Source organism: Streptacidiphilus sp. PB12-B1b, from assembly GCF_014084125.1.
Classification (GTDB): Bacteria; Actinomycetota; Actinomycetes; order Streptomycetales; family Streptomycetaceae; genus Streptacidiphilus.
In genome coordinates, this window is sequence record NZ_CP048405.1 from 6,267,367 (window position 1) to 6,284,660 (window position 17,294).

Here is a 17,294-nt window from a genome sequence, read left to right on the forward strand (position 1 = left end):
TTCGTATGTCCGTTACCCCTATAGCCTGCCATGCGCCCGGTCCCCGACCCGCATCGGCTCGGCCGCCCGCAGCGCCGCCAGCAGTTCCCGTCCGAGCGGTGCGGGGTCGGCGGCCAGCGCCGCCGCGAACACCGCGCGCACCGCCTCGGGCTGCTCGGCGGCCAGGCGGCGGACGAAGGGCAGCAGCGTCGCGCGCTCATCCGGCGTGTGCCGACTGCGGGCGTCGAGCCAGGCGGCGACCTGCGCGGCGGACTCCGGGCGGCGGGCCAGGTGGTCGCCGACCAGCCGGGCGGCGGCGGCCTGGGCGCGCGGCGCCGGGGTCGCGCCCAGGGTCAGCAGCACGGCGGCGGCCTCCTCCCCCGGCTGGGCCAGCCGGGCCGCGAAGGCGGCCAGCACCGGCGCGGGGTGGGTGTCCAGCGCCGGGGCGAGGTGCTGCGGGCGCAGCAGCGGGTCGGCGGCGGCGTAGCGGGCGACGGCGGCCGGCAGGTGCCGCTCGCGGCCGGCCGGGTCGGCGACGAGCAGCGCCAGGGCCGCGCCGTGCAGCTTCTCCTCGGTCTCCCGGGCCAGCAGCGCCTCGGCGGCGAACCGCAGCAGTCGGCGGTCGGCCTCGGTGGCGGCGCGGACGGCGGGCCCGTGCACGGCCGCCGCCACATGGCGCTCCGGGCGCGGGTCGTGCACCCAGCGGTCGACCGCCCGGCACATCGCCGACGGCTCGGTGACGCCCAGCTCGCCCAGCAGCGCGTCGGCGCGCGGGTGCGCGGCCTGCACCAGCGCCTCGGTCAGGTCGTCCAGGGCGATCCGCCGGTGCGCCCGCAGCAGCCGGACGGCGGTGGCGGCCACCCGCTCGTCCCGCAGCCAGGCGCACAGCGCGGGCAGCGCGGCGGCCGGGTCGCTGCGGATCAGCCGGGCGACGGCGTCCAGCGGCTCGGGCCCGTCGCCGCGCACCGGCAGCCGCAGCAGCTCGACCAGGTCGGGCACGGGCAGCGGCAGCTGCGTCCAGAACGCCGGCGGCAGCGGCTGCTCCCCGGTCTCGGCGGCGCGGTACGCCATCCGCTCGGCGAGGGCGCGCAGCAGCGGCAGGTGCGGGCGGGCGTCCGGCAGCCGCAGCAGCACGGACGTCAGCAGCCGGCTGCTCCACCAGTACGCGTCGCTGCCGGGGGGCGCGGCGTCCGGGCCGTCCAGCCGCAGCACCAGGCGGCTGAGCCAGGCGTCGAGCGTGCCCGGATCGTCGTCCGGCTCCTCGGCCAGGCGCAGCAGGGCCTCGCGCACCGGGCCGATCCGGTGGTACGGCAGCGGGCGCGGCGCGGGCGGCGGGCAGGGCGGGGGCGGCGCGGGCACGGCCTGCCCGCGCGGTCCCCCGCGCCGGTGCGCGCCCCGGGCGACCGGCGCGGGCCGGGGGCCCGGCGCGGGCACGGGCGGCAGGCCGGGGCCGTCGCCGAGCAGCGCGTCCAGCGCGGTGCCGAGGTCGAGGTGGCCGCCCTGGAGCCACTCCGACAGCTCCTCGTGGGCGAAGCGGTAGCCCGGCCCGGCCGGGACGAGCAGGCCCTCGGCGAGGACCGCCCGGGCCCAGCCGCCGACGGGCGGGAACAACTCGTCGAAGTCGGTCCGCCCGAGCGTGCCCCCGCCGGGCCCGAGCATCCGCCGGGCGGCCTCGTGCACCCGCCCGGCGACGGCCGCCGCCAGATAGCGGGCCGCCCGCAGCCGCCGGGTGCCGCCGCCGGACGCGGGGGCCTGGGCGGCGGCGCGGGCCCGGCCCGGGGACGGGGACGACGCGGGCGGCGTCGGGGGTGGCGGCAGCAGGCGCTCGGCGATGCGCAGGCAGGCCAGATCGACCCGCGCGCCGAGCAGTTGCGCCCGCGTCGGCGCGGCACTGCCCGGCAGCGCCGGGGTGGCCGCACGGATCTCGGCAAGCAACCGCAGCGCCAGCGGATGCCGCTCCAACCCCGGATCAGCAAAAAGCCGCCCACCCCCACCCGCCCCGGGCGGCGCCATACGGCCCGGCCCGAAGCACGCCCAGCCGCCCGGCCCTGGCTCCGGCGGTACCCACGACGCGCCGCTTGGGCCGTGGGCGGACCCGTCGGCAGCCCCGGGCCCGGACGCCGCCCCAGCCGCACGACCGAAACCGGCCCCGGGGCCGAGGTCTGGGTCAGGCCCCGATTGCGCCCAGTCCGACGGCCCCGCCTCCGGCGGTACCCACGACGCGCCACCCGGGCCATGGGCCGCCCAGTCGGCCGCGCCGGGCCCGGGCGCCGCCCCGGCCGCGCGGCCGGGACCGGTCGGCGTCCAGCTGCCTGGCTCCGGTGGGGTCCATGGTGCGCCGGCGGGGCGGGGGCCGGTGGGGGTGAGGTGGTGGCGGAGGGCGGCGGCGGGGGCGGTTTCGGCGGGGAGGGGGCCGAGGCGGAGGCAGGGTGGGGTGCCGGCGCCGTGGACGTCGTCGGTGCCGTGGACGTCCTCGACGGAGAAGAGCGTCCCGGCGTGTTCCCAGTACTCGGGGCTGCAGCCGATGACCAGCCGGGCACCGGTCTGCCGCAGCTGCCGCCCGGTCTCCGCGCTCCACTCGTCCAGGCGTTCGTAGAGCCCGGGCGGCATCTCCTCGGGGGCGTCCAGCAGGACCAGCAGCGGGCGGTGCGCGGCGGCGGCCACCCGGCACGCCTGCCGCGGCTCCGCGCCGGTGGCGACGGTCGCGCCGGTGCGGACCGCCTGCTCGGCCCGGAGCAGCGCGCGGCCGACGGCGTCCAGGAGCGAGCCGTCCTCGGCGTGCAGGTCGGCGCCGCGCAGCCGGACGGTGGGCAGCCGGTGGGCGGCCTCGGCCCGTTGCAGGGCGAGCGCGGCCAGCTCGGTGGTGCGGCCGCTGCCGGGGTCGCCGACCAGGGCGAGCACCGGCCGCTCCTGCCCGGCGAAGCCGGGGTACGCGGCGGGCAGGCCGTCGGGGCGGTCGGCCCGGTCGGCGACGAGCTGGGCCACCGGCCCGAGGGTGGCCGCGCACAGGTCCAGCACCCCGGCGAGGTTGAGCGCCCGGCCGTGCGCCGGGACGGTGGCGGCGTTGCGGGCGAGCAGGTCGGCGACGGCCGGGTGGGCGGCGGCGGAGCCCAGCGGCACGGCCAGGACGCAGCCCCGGTGGCGGCCGCGCAGGGCGACGGTGGCGACGGCGACCACCGCCCCGGTCTCGGCGTCCAGCACCGGCGTCCCGGCGGCCTGCACCGGCAGTCCGTAGGGGGCCTGGGCGAGTTCCAGCTGCCACACGTCCGCGATCAGGTGCCACCGGTCGGTGGCGGCGTAGCGGGCGGTGACCGGGGCGGTGATGCCGCCCTGCAAAGCGTGGTCGGCCAGCGGCAGCGACACCAGCCGGGTGCCCCGGCCGACGGCGAGCGGCAGCGGCGGCAGGACGGCGTCGGTGTGCAGCAGGGCGAGCCCCAGCTCCGGCAGCGGCGTGACGTCGGCGGCGTCGAGCCGCCGGGTGGCGCCGCCGGGCCAGGTCAGCAGCAGGTCCGGCAGGCCGTCGACCACCTCGTGGCTGGTGAGCAGGGTGCCCTGGTGGTCCACGTGAAAGGCCGTCCCCCGGGCCCGCCCGGCGAGATCGCCCACCCGTACCGCAGCCTCCTCGGCGCGCTGCACCGCCCACCCCCGCCCGGTCGTTACCTGACCGGAGGCTGCCCGCTCCCCGTCACCGCCGACCCCCCACGCCCCGCACACCCCCCTCCTTCACCCCGCGCGCCCGCCCGTCCGGGTGAACCTGTGTGAAGGGCGTGTGACCGGTCGGGCGGACGTACCCCGTTGTGCGGCGCCGGGGCGCGGGCCGGGTCAGACGAAGACGGCGAGGGAGCGGGCTTTGCCTTGGTGCTCCTCGATCAGGGCCAGGAAGCGGCCGTCGGGATCGAAGACCGCGATGGGGTCGGTGGCGTCCAGGCCGGGGGCGGCGATGCGGACGCCGTTGACCAGGAGCCGGGCCTGCTCGGCGTCGACGTCCCAGCGGGGGAATGCGGCGGCGGCCGCGTCGGCGATGGGCAGGACGGCGTCGGCGAAGCCGGTCTCCAGGGCCTCCAGGGTGTGCGCGCCCGCGACCGTGTAGGGGCCGACCCGGGTGCGGCGCAGCGCGGTGAGGTGGCCGCCGACGCCGAGGCCGTCGCCGAGGTCGCGGGCCAGGGCCCGGATGTAGGTGCCGGAGGTGCAGTCGACGGTCACGTCCAGGTCGATCAGCGGGGTGCCGTCCTCGGCCAGGGCCTCGCGCCGCCGGTGCACCTCGAAGCGGGAGACGGTGACCGGGCGGGCGGCCAGCTCGACCTCCTCGCCGTCCCGGACCCGGCTGTAGGAGCGCTTGCCGTCGACCTTGATGGCGCTGACCTTGGACGGGGTCTGCAGGATGTCCCCGGTCAGCGCGGCGATCCCGGCCGCGACCGCCTCCGGCGCGACGCCGGCGGTGGAGGCCGTGGCGGTGACCTCCCCCTCGGCGTCGTCGGTGACGGTGGCCTGGCCGAGCCGGATGGTGGCCTCGTAGGTCTTGCTGGTCAGGGCCAGGTGGCCGAGCAGCCGGGTGGCCCGCTCGCAGCCGATGACCAGGACGCCGGTCGCCATCGGGTCCAGCGTCCCGGCGTGGCCGACCTTGCGGGTGCCCGCCAGTCGGCGGATCCGGGAGACCACGGTGTGGGAGGTGATCCCGGCCGGCTTGTCCACGATGACCAGGCCGTCGGGGCCCGTTCCCTTGCGCTTCAACGATCCGTCTTTCGGTGGATGGGCACGCGGGCGCTCCAGCGGCGCCCGGCCGGTGGGGCCGCTCAGAGGGCGGCGGTGGGGCTGGTGGTGCGGGGCGCCAGGGCGGCGCGGAAGCGGGCCACGGTGGCGGGGACGCCGTCGTGGGAGGTGAAGCCCGCCGCGTAGGCGTGCCCGCCGCCGCCGAGGGTCTGGCAGGCCGCCGCGACGTCGACCGCGCCCTTGGCCCGGGAGGAGCCGCGCAGGCTGCCGTCCGGGTCCTCCTTGAGCACCAGCACGACCTCGGCCTCGGCCGCCTTGCGGACGACGTCGATCAGGCCCTCGATCTCCTCCGGCAGCACGCCGTGGGCGAGCAGGTCGGCGTGCGGCACCCAGGTCCAGACGAAGCCGAGGCCGCCGGCGGCGGCCGGCTCGAACTCGGCCCGCTGCAACGCGGCGGCCAGGACCTTGAGGTAGCCGAAGGACTGGGTGTCCCACAGCCGCCGCGAGATCAGGTCGTGCCGCAGCCCGGTGGCGAGCAGCCGGGCGGCCAGCTCGTGGGTGGCCGGGGTGGTGGCGGCGTAGCGGAACGAGCCGGTGTCGGTGGCGACGCCGGTGTACAGGCAGGTGGCGATGGAGCGGTCCAGCGGGACGCCGAGGCGCCGCAGCAGCTCGTCCACCAGGACGGCGGTGGCCGGGGCGGCCGGGTCGATCAGCCGGTGGGTGCCGAATCCGGCGTTGGAGGCGTGGTGGTCCAGGACGACCAGCTCCCGGGCAGCCTCGGCCTTGGTCCGGAGCAGTCCGAGCCGCTGCGGGTCGGCCACGTCGAAGGTGATCATCAGCTCGGGCTCGGCGGGCACCTCCCGGGCCGGGACCAGCAGCTCCAGGCCGGGCAGGAACTGCAGCGACGCGGGCACCACCTGCGGGTCGTCGCCGAAGGAGACCCGGAGGGTGCGGCCCAGGGAGCGCAGCGCCAGCCCGGCGGCCAGGGCGGAGCCCAGGGCGTCGCCGTCCGGCAGCACATGGCAGACCAGGTCGATCGAGCCGGCCCGGCCGATCATGTCGACCAGCCGCTGCCAGTCCTGCTCCGTGGGAGCCGCAGGGGCCGCAGCGGCAGCCGGATCGGCCGGGGCCGGCGGCCGGGCGGGCTCGGTGCGCGGAGAAGGCACCACGGGGGCGCCCGCCACCGTGATGGAGGGCGCCCCCGTGGGCTTCGCACCGGACATGGCTACTCGTCCTCGGAGTCGGCGTCGTCGTCCGCGTCGTCCAGATCGTCGAGGTCGTCGTCCTCACCGGGCTTGCGGTACGGGTCGGCGTCCCCGGCGTAGGACTTGCCGACGGCCACGCTGCGCACCTCGGCGTCCTGCTGCCGGGCCCGGACGAGCAGGTCGTCCAGGTGCCGGGCGGTGTCCGGGATGGCGTCGGCGACGAACGTCAGCGAGGGCGTGAAGCGCACCCCGGTCTGGCGTCCGACCTCGGTGCGCAGGACGCCCTTGGCGCTCTCCAGTGCGGCCGCGGAGGCGGCGCGCTCGGTCTCGTCGCCGTAGACCGTGTAGAAGACGGTGGCCTCGCGCAGGTCGCCGGTGAGCCGGGTGTCGGTGATGGTCACGAAGCCCAGCCGCGGGTCCTTGATCCGCCGTTCCAGGGTCTCCGCGACGACCACCCGGATGCGGTCGGCGAGCTTGCGAGCCCTCGCGGTGTCGGTCACTGGTCCTCCTCGTGCTGTGGGCTCCGCACCTGTCGGTGAGCGGAGCGCCCATCGGTCTCCGGGCCTGGGCACCTCGGCGTCCGGGGGCGTCCCCCGGGAGGCACAGTACCCGGATGCATCCACCTAGGGATGCCTTGTCTGGTTGTGCTGTCGACAACAGTCGTTCCCGCTGTCACCACGGGTCCACCCCCGATCGCCCACGGCGACCGGCGGCTACTCGTCCTCGTCGTCCCGCAGCCGGCGGCGGGCCGCCAGCAGCTGGACCTCGGGGCGGCCGGAGACCAGCCGCTCGCAGCCGTCCAGGACCTCGCTGACGAAGCCGGCCTCCCCAGAGACCACCGCCAGGCCGATCTCGGCCCGCCGGTGCAGCTCCTGGCTGCCGGTCTCCGCGGCGCAGACGCTGTACTTGCGCTGCAGTTCGGCCACGATGGGCCGGACGATCGACCGCTTCTCCTTCAGCGAGTGGACGTCGCCGAGGAGCAGGTCGAAGGTGAGCGTTCCTACAAACATGTGTATCAGGCCAGGCCGGCCTGCGGGCCTAGAGGAATGGTGCCTTCAGGCCGCCACGCTACGACAGACGGCCGGGGCCGGTCGACACGTTTCCGTGCCGGACCGGCCCCGCCCGAAGCGCCGGACTACGCGCGCGGCTTCTCGCGCATCTCGAAGGTCTCGATGACGTCGTCCACCTTGATGTCGTTGAACGACCCCAGCGTGACACCGGCCTCGAAGCCCTCGCGGACCTCGGTCGCGTCGTCCTTGAAGCGGCGCAGGCCCTCGATGGTGAGGGACTCCGCCACGACCTTTCCGTCGCGGATGAGGCGGGCCTTGGCGTTGCGGCGCAGCAGGCCCTCGCGGACGATGACACCCGCGATGTTGCCGAACTTGCTGGAGCGGAAGACCTCGCGCACCTCCGCGGAACCGAGGCGCACCTCCTCGTACTCCGGCTTGAGCAGGCCCTTGAGCGCCGCCTCGATCTCCTCGATCGCCTGGTAGATGACCGAGTAGTACCGGACGTCCACGCCTTCCTTGTCGGCCGCCGTACGGGCGCGGCCCTCGGCACGGACGTTGAAGCCGATGATGATGGCTTCGGAGCCCATGGCCAGGTCGACGTCGGACTCGGTGATCGCACCCACACCGCGGTGCAGGATGCGCAGCTCGACCTCTTCGCCGACGTCCAGCTTGACCAGGGCGTCCTCCAGGGCCTCCACGGAACCGGAGACGTCACCCTTGATGATCAGGTTGAGTTCCTGGATGCCGCCGGCCGCGATCGCCTTGTCCAGGTTCTCCAGGGAGATCCGCATCGGACGGCGGGCAAACATGGCGTTGCGGTCACGGGCCGAACGCTTCTCGGCGATCTGCCGGGCGGTGCGGTCGTCGTCGACGACGATGAAGCTGTCGCCGGCGCGGGGCACCGAGGTGAGACCGAGCAGCAGCACCGGACGGGACGGGCCCGCCTCGGAGACGTTCTTGCCGTTCTCGTCCAGCATGGCGCGGACGCGACCGTGGGCGTCGCCGACGGCGATGGAGTCGCCGACGCGGAGCGTTCCGCGCTGGACCAGGACGGTCGCCATGGCGCCGCGTCCCTTGTCCAGGTGGGCCTCGATCGCAATGCCCTGGGCGTCCTGCTCGGGGTTGGCGCGCAGGTCCAGCGAGGCGTCGGCGGTCAGGACGACGGCCTCGAGCAGCTGGTCGATGTTGAGGCCCTGGCGGGCGGAGATGTCGACGAACATGGTGTCGCCGCCGTACTCCTCGGCCACCAGGCCGAACTCGGTCAGCTGGCCGCGGACCTTGGTCGGGTCGGCGCCCTCGACGTCGATCTTGTTGACCGCGACCACGATCGGCACGCCGGCGGCCTGGGCGTGGTTCAACGCCTCGACCGTCTGCGGCATGACGCCGTCGTTGGCCGCGACCACCAGGATGGCGATGTCGGTGGACTTGGCACCACGGGCACGCATGGCGGAGAACGCCTCGTGACCGGGGGTGTCGATGAAGGTGATGCGGCGCTCCTCGCCGTTCACCTCCGCCGCCACCTGGTAGGCACCGATGTGCTGGGTGATGCCGCCGGCCTCGCCCGCGACCACGTTGGTCTTGCGGATCGCGTCGAGCAGGCGGGTCTTGCCGTGGTCGACGTGACCCATGACGGTGACCACCGGCGGGCGCGGAAGCAGCATCGCCTCGTCGCCCTCGTCCTCACCGAACTCGATGTCGAACGACTCCAGCAGCTCGCGGTCCTCGTCGTCACGGCTGACGATCTCCAGGACGAAGCCCATCTCGTCCGCGAGCAGCTGCAGCGTCTCGTCCGGGACGGACTGGGTCGCGGTGACCATCTGCTCGAGGTTGAGCATCACCGAGACGAGCGCGGCCGGGTTGGCGTTGATCTTCTCGGCGAAGTCGGTCAGCGAAGCGCCGTGCGACAGACGGACCGTCTGGCCGTTGCCGCGGGGCAGCATCACGCCACCGATCGACGGCGCCTGCATCGACTCGTATTCCTGACGACGCTGGCGCTTGGACTTGCGCCCACGCGCCGGACGGCCGTTCGGGCCGCGACCGAACGCGCCCTGCGTGCCGCCACGGGCACCCGGGCCACCGGGCCGACCGCCGAAGCCGCCGGGACGCGGGCCGAAGCCGCCGCCACCGCCGCCGCCACCCGGGCGACCGGCGAAGCCGCCGCCGGCCGGGCGGGCGCCCGGACCGGCCGGACGGCCCTGGAAGCCGGGACGCGCGCCACCGGCGCCGCCCGGACCGGCCGAACGGCCACCGGGACCACCGGGGCCACGACCGCCGGGGCCGGGACGACCCGGGCCGCCGGGAGCAGCCGGACGCTGCGGCATCATGCCCGGGTTGGGGCGGGGCATGCCGGACGGGCTCGGCCCGCCGGGGCGGGGGCCGCCCTGCGGACGCGGCATCCCGCCGGGAGCGCCGGGACGGTCACTGCCCGGACGCGCCGGACGGTCGCCGCCGGGACGCGGGGCCCCGGAGCGCTCGGGACGGTCGCCACCGGGACGCGGAGCGCCACCGGGACGGTCGCCGCCCGGACGCGGAGCGCCGGAGCGCTCGGGACGGTCGCCACCGGGACGCGGAGCACCGCCGGGACGGTCGCCGCCCGGACGCGGAGCGCCGGAGCGCTCGCCGCCCGGACCGGCCGGACGCGCACCGGGGCGCGACATGCCGGTGTTGCTGGACGTGAAGGGGTTGTTGCCGGGACGCGGGCCCGACGGGCGGGCGCCCGGGGTCGCGGCGGGCCGCGGCGCCGGAGCCCCGGGGCGCGGACCGGCGGCCGGACGCGGCGCGGCGGGGGCCGGCGCGGCCGGGGACTCGGCGGCCGGAGCCGGAGCCGAGAACTCGGCGGCCGGGGCCACCGGACGCGGGGCGGGCGCTGCGGGGCGCGGACCGGCGGCCGGACGCGGCGCGGCCGGAGCCGGAGCCGCGGGCGCGGCCGGGGCGGCCTCGGCGGCCACCGGACGCGGGCCCGGGGCGGCCGGACGCGGGGCGCCGGGCGTCGCGGGGCGCGGGGCACCGGGGCGCGGCGCCGGGGAGGGCGCGGCACCAGCGGGCCTGGGGGGCGCCGGCTTGCTCGCCGCCGCCGGCTTGGCGGGGCTCGCCGACCCGCCGAAGGCAACTTCCAACTTTCGTACGACAGGCGCCTCGATCGTCGAGGACGCCGAACGGACGAACTCACCCAGCTCTTGGAGCTTGGCCATGACGACCTTGCTCTCAACGCCCAAATCCTTGGCGAGTTCGTATACCCGGACCTTAGCCACTTCGCTCCTTTGAGGTCCGGGTGTTCCGCCGGACCGTCGCTACTTCATGCTCGTACTCATCGCGTACTCATCGAGTGCTCATCGCAATCTCGACCTACTTTCGAACTCGCGAGGTACCTTGCTCAGCCACCAAGCAAGGCGCCCGGTGGGGTGTCCTACGGTTGCCCCGCCACGGACAGCGCCTCGACATACCGCTGGAGTGCCGCGGTGTCGAGCGGGCCCTGCAGGCGGAACGCCCGCAGGAAAGCCCGGCGGCGCAGCGCCAGGTCGAGGCAGTCCGGCGCGGGGTGCAGATGTGCGCCCCGGCCGGGCAGCGTGCCCCGGGGATCGGGGACGCAGACGTCCTCGACCACCGTCACACGCAGCAGATCATGTTTGGCCGCGCGTTTCCGACACCCTACGCAGGTGCGTTCCGGGCATGATCGGTCACGCGTCCGGCCAGACACGCTCAAGTCTACCCCTCTGTTGGTCATCGCTTCGAACCCGTTATCCGGACGAGGCCCGGCAGGGCTCAGCCGCGGCCCTCGGAACGGCCGCTGTCGGGGCGGGCTGCGTCGCCGCCGGAGGACTCGACGTCCGGGCGGATGTCGATCCGCCATCCGGTGAGGCGCGCGGCCAGGCGGGCGTTCTGGCCCTCCTTGCCGATGGCCAGCGACAGCTGGTAGTCGGGCACGGTCACCCGGGCCGACCGGGAGTCGTAGTCGACGATCTCCACCCGGGTCACCCGTGCGGGGGACAGGGCGTTGGCGACCATCTCCGCCGGGTCGTCCGACCAGTCGACGATGTCGATCTTCTCGCCGAGCAGCTCGGCCATGACCGCGCGCACCCGGCCGCCCATCGGGCCGATGCAGGCGCCCTTGGCGTTCAGCCCGGACTTGCCGGTCCACACCGCGATCTTGCTGCGGAATCCGGCCTCGCGGGCGATGGCGGCGATCTCCACCGAGCCGTCCGCGATCTCCGGGACCTCCAGCGCGAACAGCTGGCGGACCAGGTTGGGGTGGGTGCGCGAGAGCGTCACCGAGGGCCCGCGCACACCGCGGCGCACGGCCACGACGTAGCACTTGAGCCGCAGCCCGTGCTTGTAGTCCTCGCCCGGCACCTGCTCCTGGGCCGGCAGGATCGCCTCGATCTTGCCGATGTCGACCAGGACGTTCTTGGGGTCCTTGCCCTGCTGCACCACACCGGTGACGATGTCGCCCTCGCGCCCGGCGTACTCGCCGAAGGTCAGCTCCTCCTCGGCGTCGCGCAGCCGCTGCAGGATGACCTGCTTGGCGGTGCTGGCCGCGATCCGGCCGAAGCCGCCGGGGGTGTCGTCGAACTCGCGCGGGGTCGCCCCCTCGGCGACCTCGTCCGCCTCCTCCTTGGCCCACACCGTGACGTGCCCGGTCTCGCGGTTCAGCTCCACGCGGGCACTGCGCCGGGAGCCCTCAGTGCGGTGGTACGCAATGAGGAGGGCCGACTCGATCGCCTGTACCAGCAGGTCGAACTTGATCTCCCGTTCCTGCACCAACCTGCGCAGGGCACTCATATCGATGTCCACGGCTACGCCTCCTCTTCTTTCTCTTCTTACAGTGGTCGGTACTGCCTACGCCTCGGCGTCGTCCCCGGTGCCGTCAGCATCATCGACGCCGTCAGCGTCCTCGACGTCCGTGATGTCCTCGTCGGCCGGCTCGGCGTCGTCGCCCTTGCGGTTGAACTCGACCTGAACCCGGGCCTTGGCGATCCCGGCGAACTCCAGCCGCCGCTCGGTGGCTTTGCCCCGGCCCTTGACCGGCGGGATCTCCAGCAGCACGCCCTCGTCGTCGGCCTCCAGCACCCGGCCGACGACCTCAGCGCCGGTGCCCAGCTGCGCCTTGACCAGGCGGGTACGCGCCCGACGCCAGTGGCGGGGCAGCGTCAGCAGGCGGTCCACGCCCGGGGAGCCGACCTCCAGGCGGTACTCGGACTCGCCCAGCACGGCCGTGCCCTCGGGGCTGTCCAGCGCCTCGCCGAAGGCCCGGCTGAGGTCGGCGACCAGGTCGAGATCGATGCCCCCGTCGGCGTCCACGACCACGTCCAGCACACGGCTCCCGCCGACCTTGCTCAGGGTGACGGCTTCCAGGTCCACGCCTGCCGTGGCGGCCAGTGGTTCCAGCAGCACCTGCAGCCGATCGTTCTGGGTGGTGGTCATCCGGGTGACTCCTCGGCCGCGTGTGCTGTTGTCTGTAGGTCGCAAAGAACGGGGCCAGCCTATCCGCAACTGGGCCCATACGCCGATTCGGCCAGTTCCGGAGCCCGTGGACCGGGCCGCGACGGCAGGCGGTAGCGTCCGTGATCGTGACCACGCTCCCCCCTGCCCCCGTACGCCGCCGCGCCCTGCTCGGCGCCGGGATGCTCGGCCTGCTGACCGCCTGCGGCGCGCCGTCGGACGGCGGCCCGCGCTCCGGCCGCCGGGCCCGGACCACCGCCGAGACCGACCCGGACACCGCCGTACGCGCACGCGAGCTGCGGTCCACGGAGGCGCTGGCCGCCCGGTACGACGCCGCGCTGGCCTCGGCCGGCCCGGCGCTGGCAGCCACCCTGCGCCCGCTGCGGGCCCAGCTGGCGGCCCAGCTCACCGCCTTCGGCAGCCCGGCACCGGCGGCACCCACACCCTCTGCCACGCCAACGCCCAGGCACACCCCCACCGCCACCCCGACAGCGAGCGCGACCCCCGCCACCACCGGCTCGGCGGCACCCGCCCCCGACGCGGCGGCGCTGGCCGCCGCCGAGCGGGCCACCGCCGAGGCGCGCGGCGCGGACCTGGCCGCCGCCTCCCCCGCGCTGGCCCGGCTGATCGCCTCGGCCGCCGCCTGCGGCGCGCAGCACGCGGTGCTGCTCGGCGGCAGCGCCCCCGCCGCCGAGCCGCTGCCCGCGCGCGGCCCGCTGACCGCCGCCGCGCTGGCCGCGCTGCAGGCCGCGCTGGCCGCCGAGAACGCCGCCGTCTACGGCTACGGGGTGATAGGGGCGCAGCTGGCGGGGGACGACCGGGCCCGGGCCGCCGCCGCCATGGCCGCCCACCAGGCCCGGGGCGCCGCGTTGCAGCAGCGGATCAGCTCCGCCCCGGCCACCCCGGCAGCCGCCGCCCCCGGCTACGAGCTGCCGTTCCCGGTCGGCGGCCGGGCCGCCGCGCTCCGGCTGGCCGCGCTGCTGGAGGACCGGCTGGCCGTCGTCTACGCCAACGGTGTCCAGGCCACCACGGCGGGGCTGCGGACGGCGCTGGCCTCGGCGCTGCGGCGGGCGGCGCTGGACGCGCTGGCCTGGAGCGGCACCGCCAGCGCCTTCCCCGGCCTGCCGGAGCGCGGCGCGCCGCACTGACCGTCCGCGGACCGACTGCGCCGCACAATGGTTCAGCACCGCCACGGGAGCGTACGAACGAAGGGCCGGCATGTCGTCCACCGAGCAGTCGTCCACCGAGCATTGGCCCGTCGAGCAGTCCGCAGCGCAGGGCCTGGTGATCCCGCAACAGCTGCGGGAGACCGTGCGGGCGTGGGAGGGCGAGCGGGGCGCGGCCTGGCTGGAGTCGCTGCCGGGGCTGGTCGCGGGCGCGCTGGAGCGCTGGCAGCTGACCGTGGAGCGGGTCCTCGAGCCCGGCGGGCAGGTCAGCCTGATCGTGTACGTGCGCCGCGCCGACGGCGCGCCGGCCGTGCTGAAGCTGGGCCTGCCCTCGCCGGAGTCGGCGCAGGAGCACGCGGCGCTGGCGCACTGGGACGGGCGCGGCGCGGTCCGGCTGCTGGCGGCCGCTCCCGGGCAGGGCGCGCTGCTGCTGGAGCGACTGCACGGGGAGATCCCGCTGCGCTCGCTGACCGAGAGCCGGGCGATGCTGGAGGCGGCCGGGGTGCTGCAACGGCTCTGGGTGGCTCCGCCGCCGGAGCACCCGTTCACCCTGCTCGCCGACCACGTGGCCGGGCTCGTCGAGCAGGCGCGGGCCCGGCGGTCGCTGCCGGGCGCGGCGCAGGCGCTGCCGCTGGTGGAAGAGGCGCTGGAGACCGCCGCCGGGCTGCTGGCCGGGCAGCCCGAACAGGTGCTGCTGCACGGTGACTTCCACCACGGCAACGTGCTCGCCGCGGACCGTTCGCCGTGGCTGGCCATCGATCCCAAACCACTGGTCGGGGAACGTGCGTACGATCTTGCTTGGCTGGCGCAGGACCGCCTCGATACCCTCGCCGGTGGGCCCGGACCCCAGTCCGCCGCCCGGCGCAGGCTGCAACGGCTGTCCGACGCGGTCGAGGTGGACCGCGAACGGCTGCGCGGCTGGACGCTGTTCCGCACGGTGGAGGCCGGGCTGTGGAGTCTGGGCGTCGGCGATACTGGGTCAGCCGAGCTGTACCTGGAGTTCGCCGCCATGGTGTAACCCCCGTGACCCTTCGTCCTGTTCGAGAGGACCCGCCCGTGGCCGGCCGTCCCCGCCGCACATCAGTGAGCGACGCCGAGATCGAGAAGCTGAACGGCTTCAACCAGTACGCGCTGCTGCCCTGGGTGCTGCTGGTGCTCGGCCCGGCCTCGGGTGTGCAGCACGGCGGCTATCCGCGCCCCATGGCGGCGCTCGCCGGGCTGGGCGTGTTCGCGCTGCTGTACTGCGGCACCGTCCTCGTCAGCTTCATGCCCCGGCTGCAGGACGGCCGGCTGCCGGTCGCGCTGGCGCTGCTGATGGTCCCGGTCACCGGCGCCCTGGCCGGCTCGCTGCCGCACGCGCTGGTGCTGTACGCGCTGCTGTCGGTGGTGTGCGCGGTGGTGGTGCCGAGCCGGGGCGGCCCGGCGGGCATCCTGGGCGTGACCGCGCTGGGCATGTTCACCGCCTACATGCGCGGGGAATCCACCTCCGAGATCCTCAGCACCGCCTACAGCTGCCTGCTGGCGGGGGCGATCGTCTTCGTCATGCTGAAGCTGTTCAACGTGGTGGCGCAGCTCAAGGAGACCCGGCGGGAGCTGGCCCGGGTCGCCGTCGCCGACGAGCGGCTGCGCTTCAGCCGGGATCTGCACGACCTGCTGGGGCACACCATGTCGGTGGTGGCCATCAAGGCCGAGGCGGTGCGCCGGCTGGCGGTGCGCGATCCGGAGGCGGCGGCCGCACAGGCCGCCTCGATCGAGGAGATCAGCCGCAAGGCGCTGGCCGAGATCCGCGAGGCGGTCAGCGGCTACCGGGAGACCGGCCTGGCCGAGGAGCTGGACCGGGCCCGCTCGCTGCTGGGGGCCGCCCGGATCGAGCCGGTGGTCACCGAGTCGGGGCCGCCGCTGCCCGCGCAGGCCGAGAGCCTGCTGGCGTGGATCGTCCGCGAGGGCGTGACCAACGTGGTGCGGCACAGCGGTGCCGGGCGCTGCGAGATCGTGCTGGAGCGCGGCGCCGACCCGGTCCGGCTGAGCATCAGCGACGACGGCCGGGGCGCGGGCGGGAGCGCGGACGAGGGCGAGGGCGTGAGCGGCAACGGGCTGCGCGGCCTGGCCGAGCGGCTGTCGGCCGCCGGGGGGACGCTGGAGGCCGGGCCGTCCGGGGCGGGCTTCAGGCTGCTGGCGACGCTGCCCGTGCGCTCCCCCGCGCAGGCGCTGCCGCCGGCTCAGGGACGCGGCGGGAACGGCAGCGGGGCGCCCATCACCGCATAGGGCACAGGTGTGTTGGGGAACATCACCCGGCGGGCCAGGTCCTGGTAGCCCAGCGAGCGGTAGAGCGTGCGGGCGGGCGTGTCGTGGTCCACTGCGGACAGGATCGACCGGGGCAGGCTGGTGCCCGCGCACAGCGTGCTGATCAGCCGCCGGCCGAAGCCCAGACCCTGGTAGTCGGGGTGCACGTGCAACTCGGTGACGGCGAAGGACTGGTCCAGCCAGAGGCCGTGGCCGTTCGCCTCCAGGTACGGCTCGATCACCGAACTCCACCAGTGCGCGCGGTCGTTGGGCATCCCGTAGGCGAAGCCGACCAGCTGCCCGGCGCTTCTGGGCCGACTGCGGGCCACCGCGCCGAAGGCCCGGACGCCGGGCACCAGCGCATGGCGTCCGACGATCTGCAGGCGGACGGCGACCTCCTCGCCGGACAGCCCGAAGGCGGCGGCCTGGACCGCCAGGGCCTCGGTGGCCCGCCCGGCGAGGTCGAAGGGCTCGATCGTGACGTCGTCCATGGGTGGGGACGCTACCCGTTCGGCCCCGGGGCGGACAGTCTCCCGCGCCCGGGGCGGGCGGCGGCGGTTCAGAACAGCACGCTCATGAAGGCGCCGATCTCGGAGAAGCCGACGCGGCGGTAGGCGGCCCGGGCCACGGTGTTGAAGTCGTTGACGTACAGGCTGACCACCGGGGCGACCTCGCGCAGCGCGTACTCGACGACGGCCGCCATGCCGCTCTCGGAGTGGCCCCGGCCGCGGTGCCCGGGCTCCACCCAGACGCCCTGCACCTGGCAGGCGCGGGCGGTGACCGCGCCGATCTCGGCCTTGAAGACGACCTTCCCGGCCTCGAAGCGGGCAAAGGCGCGCCCGGTGCTCACCAGTTCGGCCACCCGGGCGCGGTAGTGCAGGCCGCCGTCCCCGGCCAGCGGGGAGACGCCGACCTCCTCGGTGAACATGGCCACGCAGGCGGGCAGCAGCAGGTCCATCTCGTCCCGGCGGACCTGGCGGACCCGCGGATCGGGGGCGATCTCGGTGGAGGGCTCCCAGGTCGCCATCAGCGGCTGGTTGGGCCGGACCTCGCGGGCGGGGCCCCAGTGCGGCTCCAGCCGGGACCACAGCTCACCGGTGGAGTCGGCCGGGCCGACGATGGAGGAGCAGCGGCGGCCCTGGCGGCGGGCGCGTTCGGCGAAGGCCCGCGCGGCCTCGGGGCCGGCGCTGAGCGGCACCAGGTTGGCCCCGGCGTAGCAGAGGGCCTCCAGGCGTCCGCCGTCGAACCAGCCCCACATCTCCCCGCCGAGCCGCCAGGAGTCCAGCCCGGCGACGGCGACGCGGGCGGCGACGAAGGAGTTGGCGATGGGATCGCGGTCGAGCACCTCAAGGGCGGCCGGGAGGTCGTCGGCCTCCAGGACCCGGGTGGACGTCACCGCACTGCTGAGCACGGACGCACACTACCCTTTGCCGCCCACAGGGCAAGGGGGCGGGGCTGCGGGATCCGCCGCGCGTCAGGATCCGGGCGGGTCGCCGGGAGTC

At 75.7% G+C, this 17,294-nt stretch carries 14 protein-coding genes; 3 read left to right on the top strand and 11 right to left on the bottom strand.

Annotated elements, in window-relative coordinates:
- Window positions 1–18: 18 nt before the first annotated feature.
- The 9 genes from GXW83_RS27110 to rimP form a co-directional block, all read right to left on the bottom strand.
- Complete coding sequence (locus tag GXW83_RS27110; protein WP_182445684.1) at window positions 19–3,585, bottom strand: serine protease; 3,567 nt, start codon at window positions 3,583–3,585, stop codon at window positions 19–21.
- A gap of 216 nt (window positions 3,586–3,801) precedes the next feature.
- Window positions 3,802–4,710 (bottom strand): tRNA pseudouridine(55) synthase TruB, encoded by a 909-nt coding sequence (gene truB, locus GXW83_RS27115; RefSeq protein WP_182445685.1) that lies wholly within the window; start codon window positions 4,708–4,710, stop codon window positions 3,802–3,804.
- Between the two features lie 62 nt (window positions 4,711–4,772).
- Window positions 4,773–5,912: a bifunctional oligoribonuclease/PAP phosphatase NrnA gene (locus tag GXW83_RS27120; RefSeq protein ID WP_182445686.1), complete on the bottom strand. Its 1,140-nt coding sequence runs from the start codon at window positions 5,910–5,912 to the stop codon at window positions 4,773–4,775.
- A 2-nt stretch (window positions 5,913–5,914) separates the two neighbouring features.
- On the bottom strand, window positions 5,915–6,394 hold the full coding sequence (gene rbfA / locus GXW83_RS27125) for a 30S ribosome-binding factor RbfA (RefSeq protein ID WP_182445687.1): 480 nt from the start codon (window positions 6,392–6,394) through the stop codon (window positions 5,915–5,917).
- Between the two features lie 213 nt (window positions 6,395–6,607).
- The gene (locus GXW83_RS27130; RefSeq protein WP_182445688.1) at window positions 6,608–6,904 is read right to left on the bottom strand and encodes a DUF503 domain-containing protein; all 297 of its coding nucleotides are present in this window, start codon (window positions 6,902–6,904) and stop codon (window positions 6,608–6,610) included.
- A gap of 125 nt (window positions 6,905–7,029) precedes the next feature.
- Complete coding sequence (gene infB / locus GXW83_RS27135; protein WP_182445689.1) at window positions 7,030–10,155, bottom strand: translation initiation factor IF-2; 3,126 nt, start codon at window positions 10,153–10,155, stop codon at window positions 7,030–7,032.
- A gap of 155 nt (window positions 10,156–10,310) precedes the next feature.
- Window positions 10,311–10,601, bottom strand: coding sequence for a YlxR family protein (locus GXW83_RS27140; RefSeq protein ID WP_182447590.1), 291 nt, complete (start codon window positions 10,599–10,601; stop codon window positions 10,311–10,313).
- Window positions 10,602–10,666: 65 nt separating this feature from the next.
- On the bottom strand, window positions 10,667–11,695 hold the full coding sequence (gene nusA, locus GXW83_RS27145) for a transcription termination factor NusA (RefSeq protein WP_182445690.1): 1,029 nt from the start codon (window positions 11,693–11,695) through the stop codon (window positions 10,667–10,669).
- Between the two features lie 45 nt (window positions 11,696–11,740).
- Entirely contained in the window at window positions 11,741–12,325 is a 585-nt protein-coding gene (gene rimP, locus GXW83_RS27150) for a ribosome maturation factor RimP (protein ID WP_182445691.1), read from the bottom strand.
- A gap of 146 nt (window positions 12,326–12,471) precedes the next feature.
- On the opposite strand from rimP, the gene GXW83_RS35460 reads away from it, so the two are divergent.
- The 3 genes from GXW83_RS35460 to GXW83_RS27165 all read left to right on the top strand — a co-directional run bounded on the left by GXW83_RS35460 (window position 12,472) and on the right by GXW83_RS27165 (window position 15,774).
- On the top strand, window positions 12,472–13,491 hold the full coding sequence (locus tag GXW83_RS35460; protein WP_370466787.1) for a DUF4439 domain-containing protein: 1,020 nt from the start codon (window positions 12,472–12,474) through the stop codon (window positions 13,489–13,491).
- 70 nt (window positions 13,492–13,561) lie between these two features.
- A complete protein-coding gene (locus GXW83_RS27160; protein ID WP_182445692.1) occupies window positions 13,562–14,527 on the top strand; it encodes an aminoglycoside phosphotransferase family protein in 966 nt (321 codons plus the stop codon).
- A 38-nt stretch (window positions 14,528–14,565) separates the two neighbouring features.
- Window positions 14,566–15,774: a sensor histidine kinase gene (locus GXW83_RS27165; RefSeq protein WP_225447281.1), complete on the top strand. Its 1,209-nt coding sequence runs from the start codon at window positions 14,566–14,568 to the stop codon at window positions 15,772–15,774.
- Here GXW83_RS27165 and GXW83_RS27170 read toward each other — a convergent pair.
- Window positions 15,729–16,283 (bottom strand): GNAT family N-acetyltransferase, encoded by a 555-nt coding sequence (locus tag GXW83_RS27170; RefSeq protein WP_182445693.1) that lies wholly within the window; start codon window positions 16,281–16,283, stop codon window positions 15,729–15,731. The genes GXW83_RS27165 and GXW83_RS27170 overlap by 46 nt on opposite strands.
- A 68-nt stretch (window positions 16,284–16,351) precedes the next feature.
- Window positions 16,352–17,203, bottom strand: a complete 852-nt coding sequence (locus GXW83_RS27175) for a DUF4081 domain-containing GNAT family N-acetyltransferase (RefSeq protein ID WP_225447282.1) — start codon at window positions 17,201–17,203, stop codon at window positions 16,352–16,354.
- Window positions 17,204–17,294 lie beyond the last annotated feature (91 nt).

Bases quoted from the DNA above. Each gene is read 5' to 3' on its own strand.
- rimP (WP_182445691.1), bottom strand. From the start codon at position 12,325: ATGACCACCACCCAGAACGATCGGCTGCAGGTGCTGCTGGAACCACTG.
- GXW83_RS27170 (WP_182445693.1), bottom strand. From the start codon at position 16,283: ATGGACGACGTCACGATCGAGCCCTTCGACCTCGCCGGGCGGGCCACC.
- GXW83_RS27130 (WP_182445688.1), bottom strand. From the start codon at position 6,904: ATGTTTGTAGGAACGCTCACCTTCGACCTGCTCCTCGGCGACGTCCAC.
- GXW83_RS27120 (WP_182445686.1), bottom strand. From the start codon at position 5,912: ATGTCCGGTGCGAAGCCCACGGGGGCGCCCTCCATCACGGTGGCGGGC.
- GXW83_RS27160 (WP_182445692.1), top strand. From the start codon at position 13,562: ATGTCGTCCACCGAGCAGTCGTCCACCGAGCATTGGCCCGTCGAGCAG.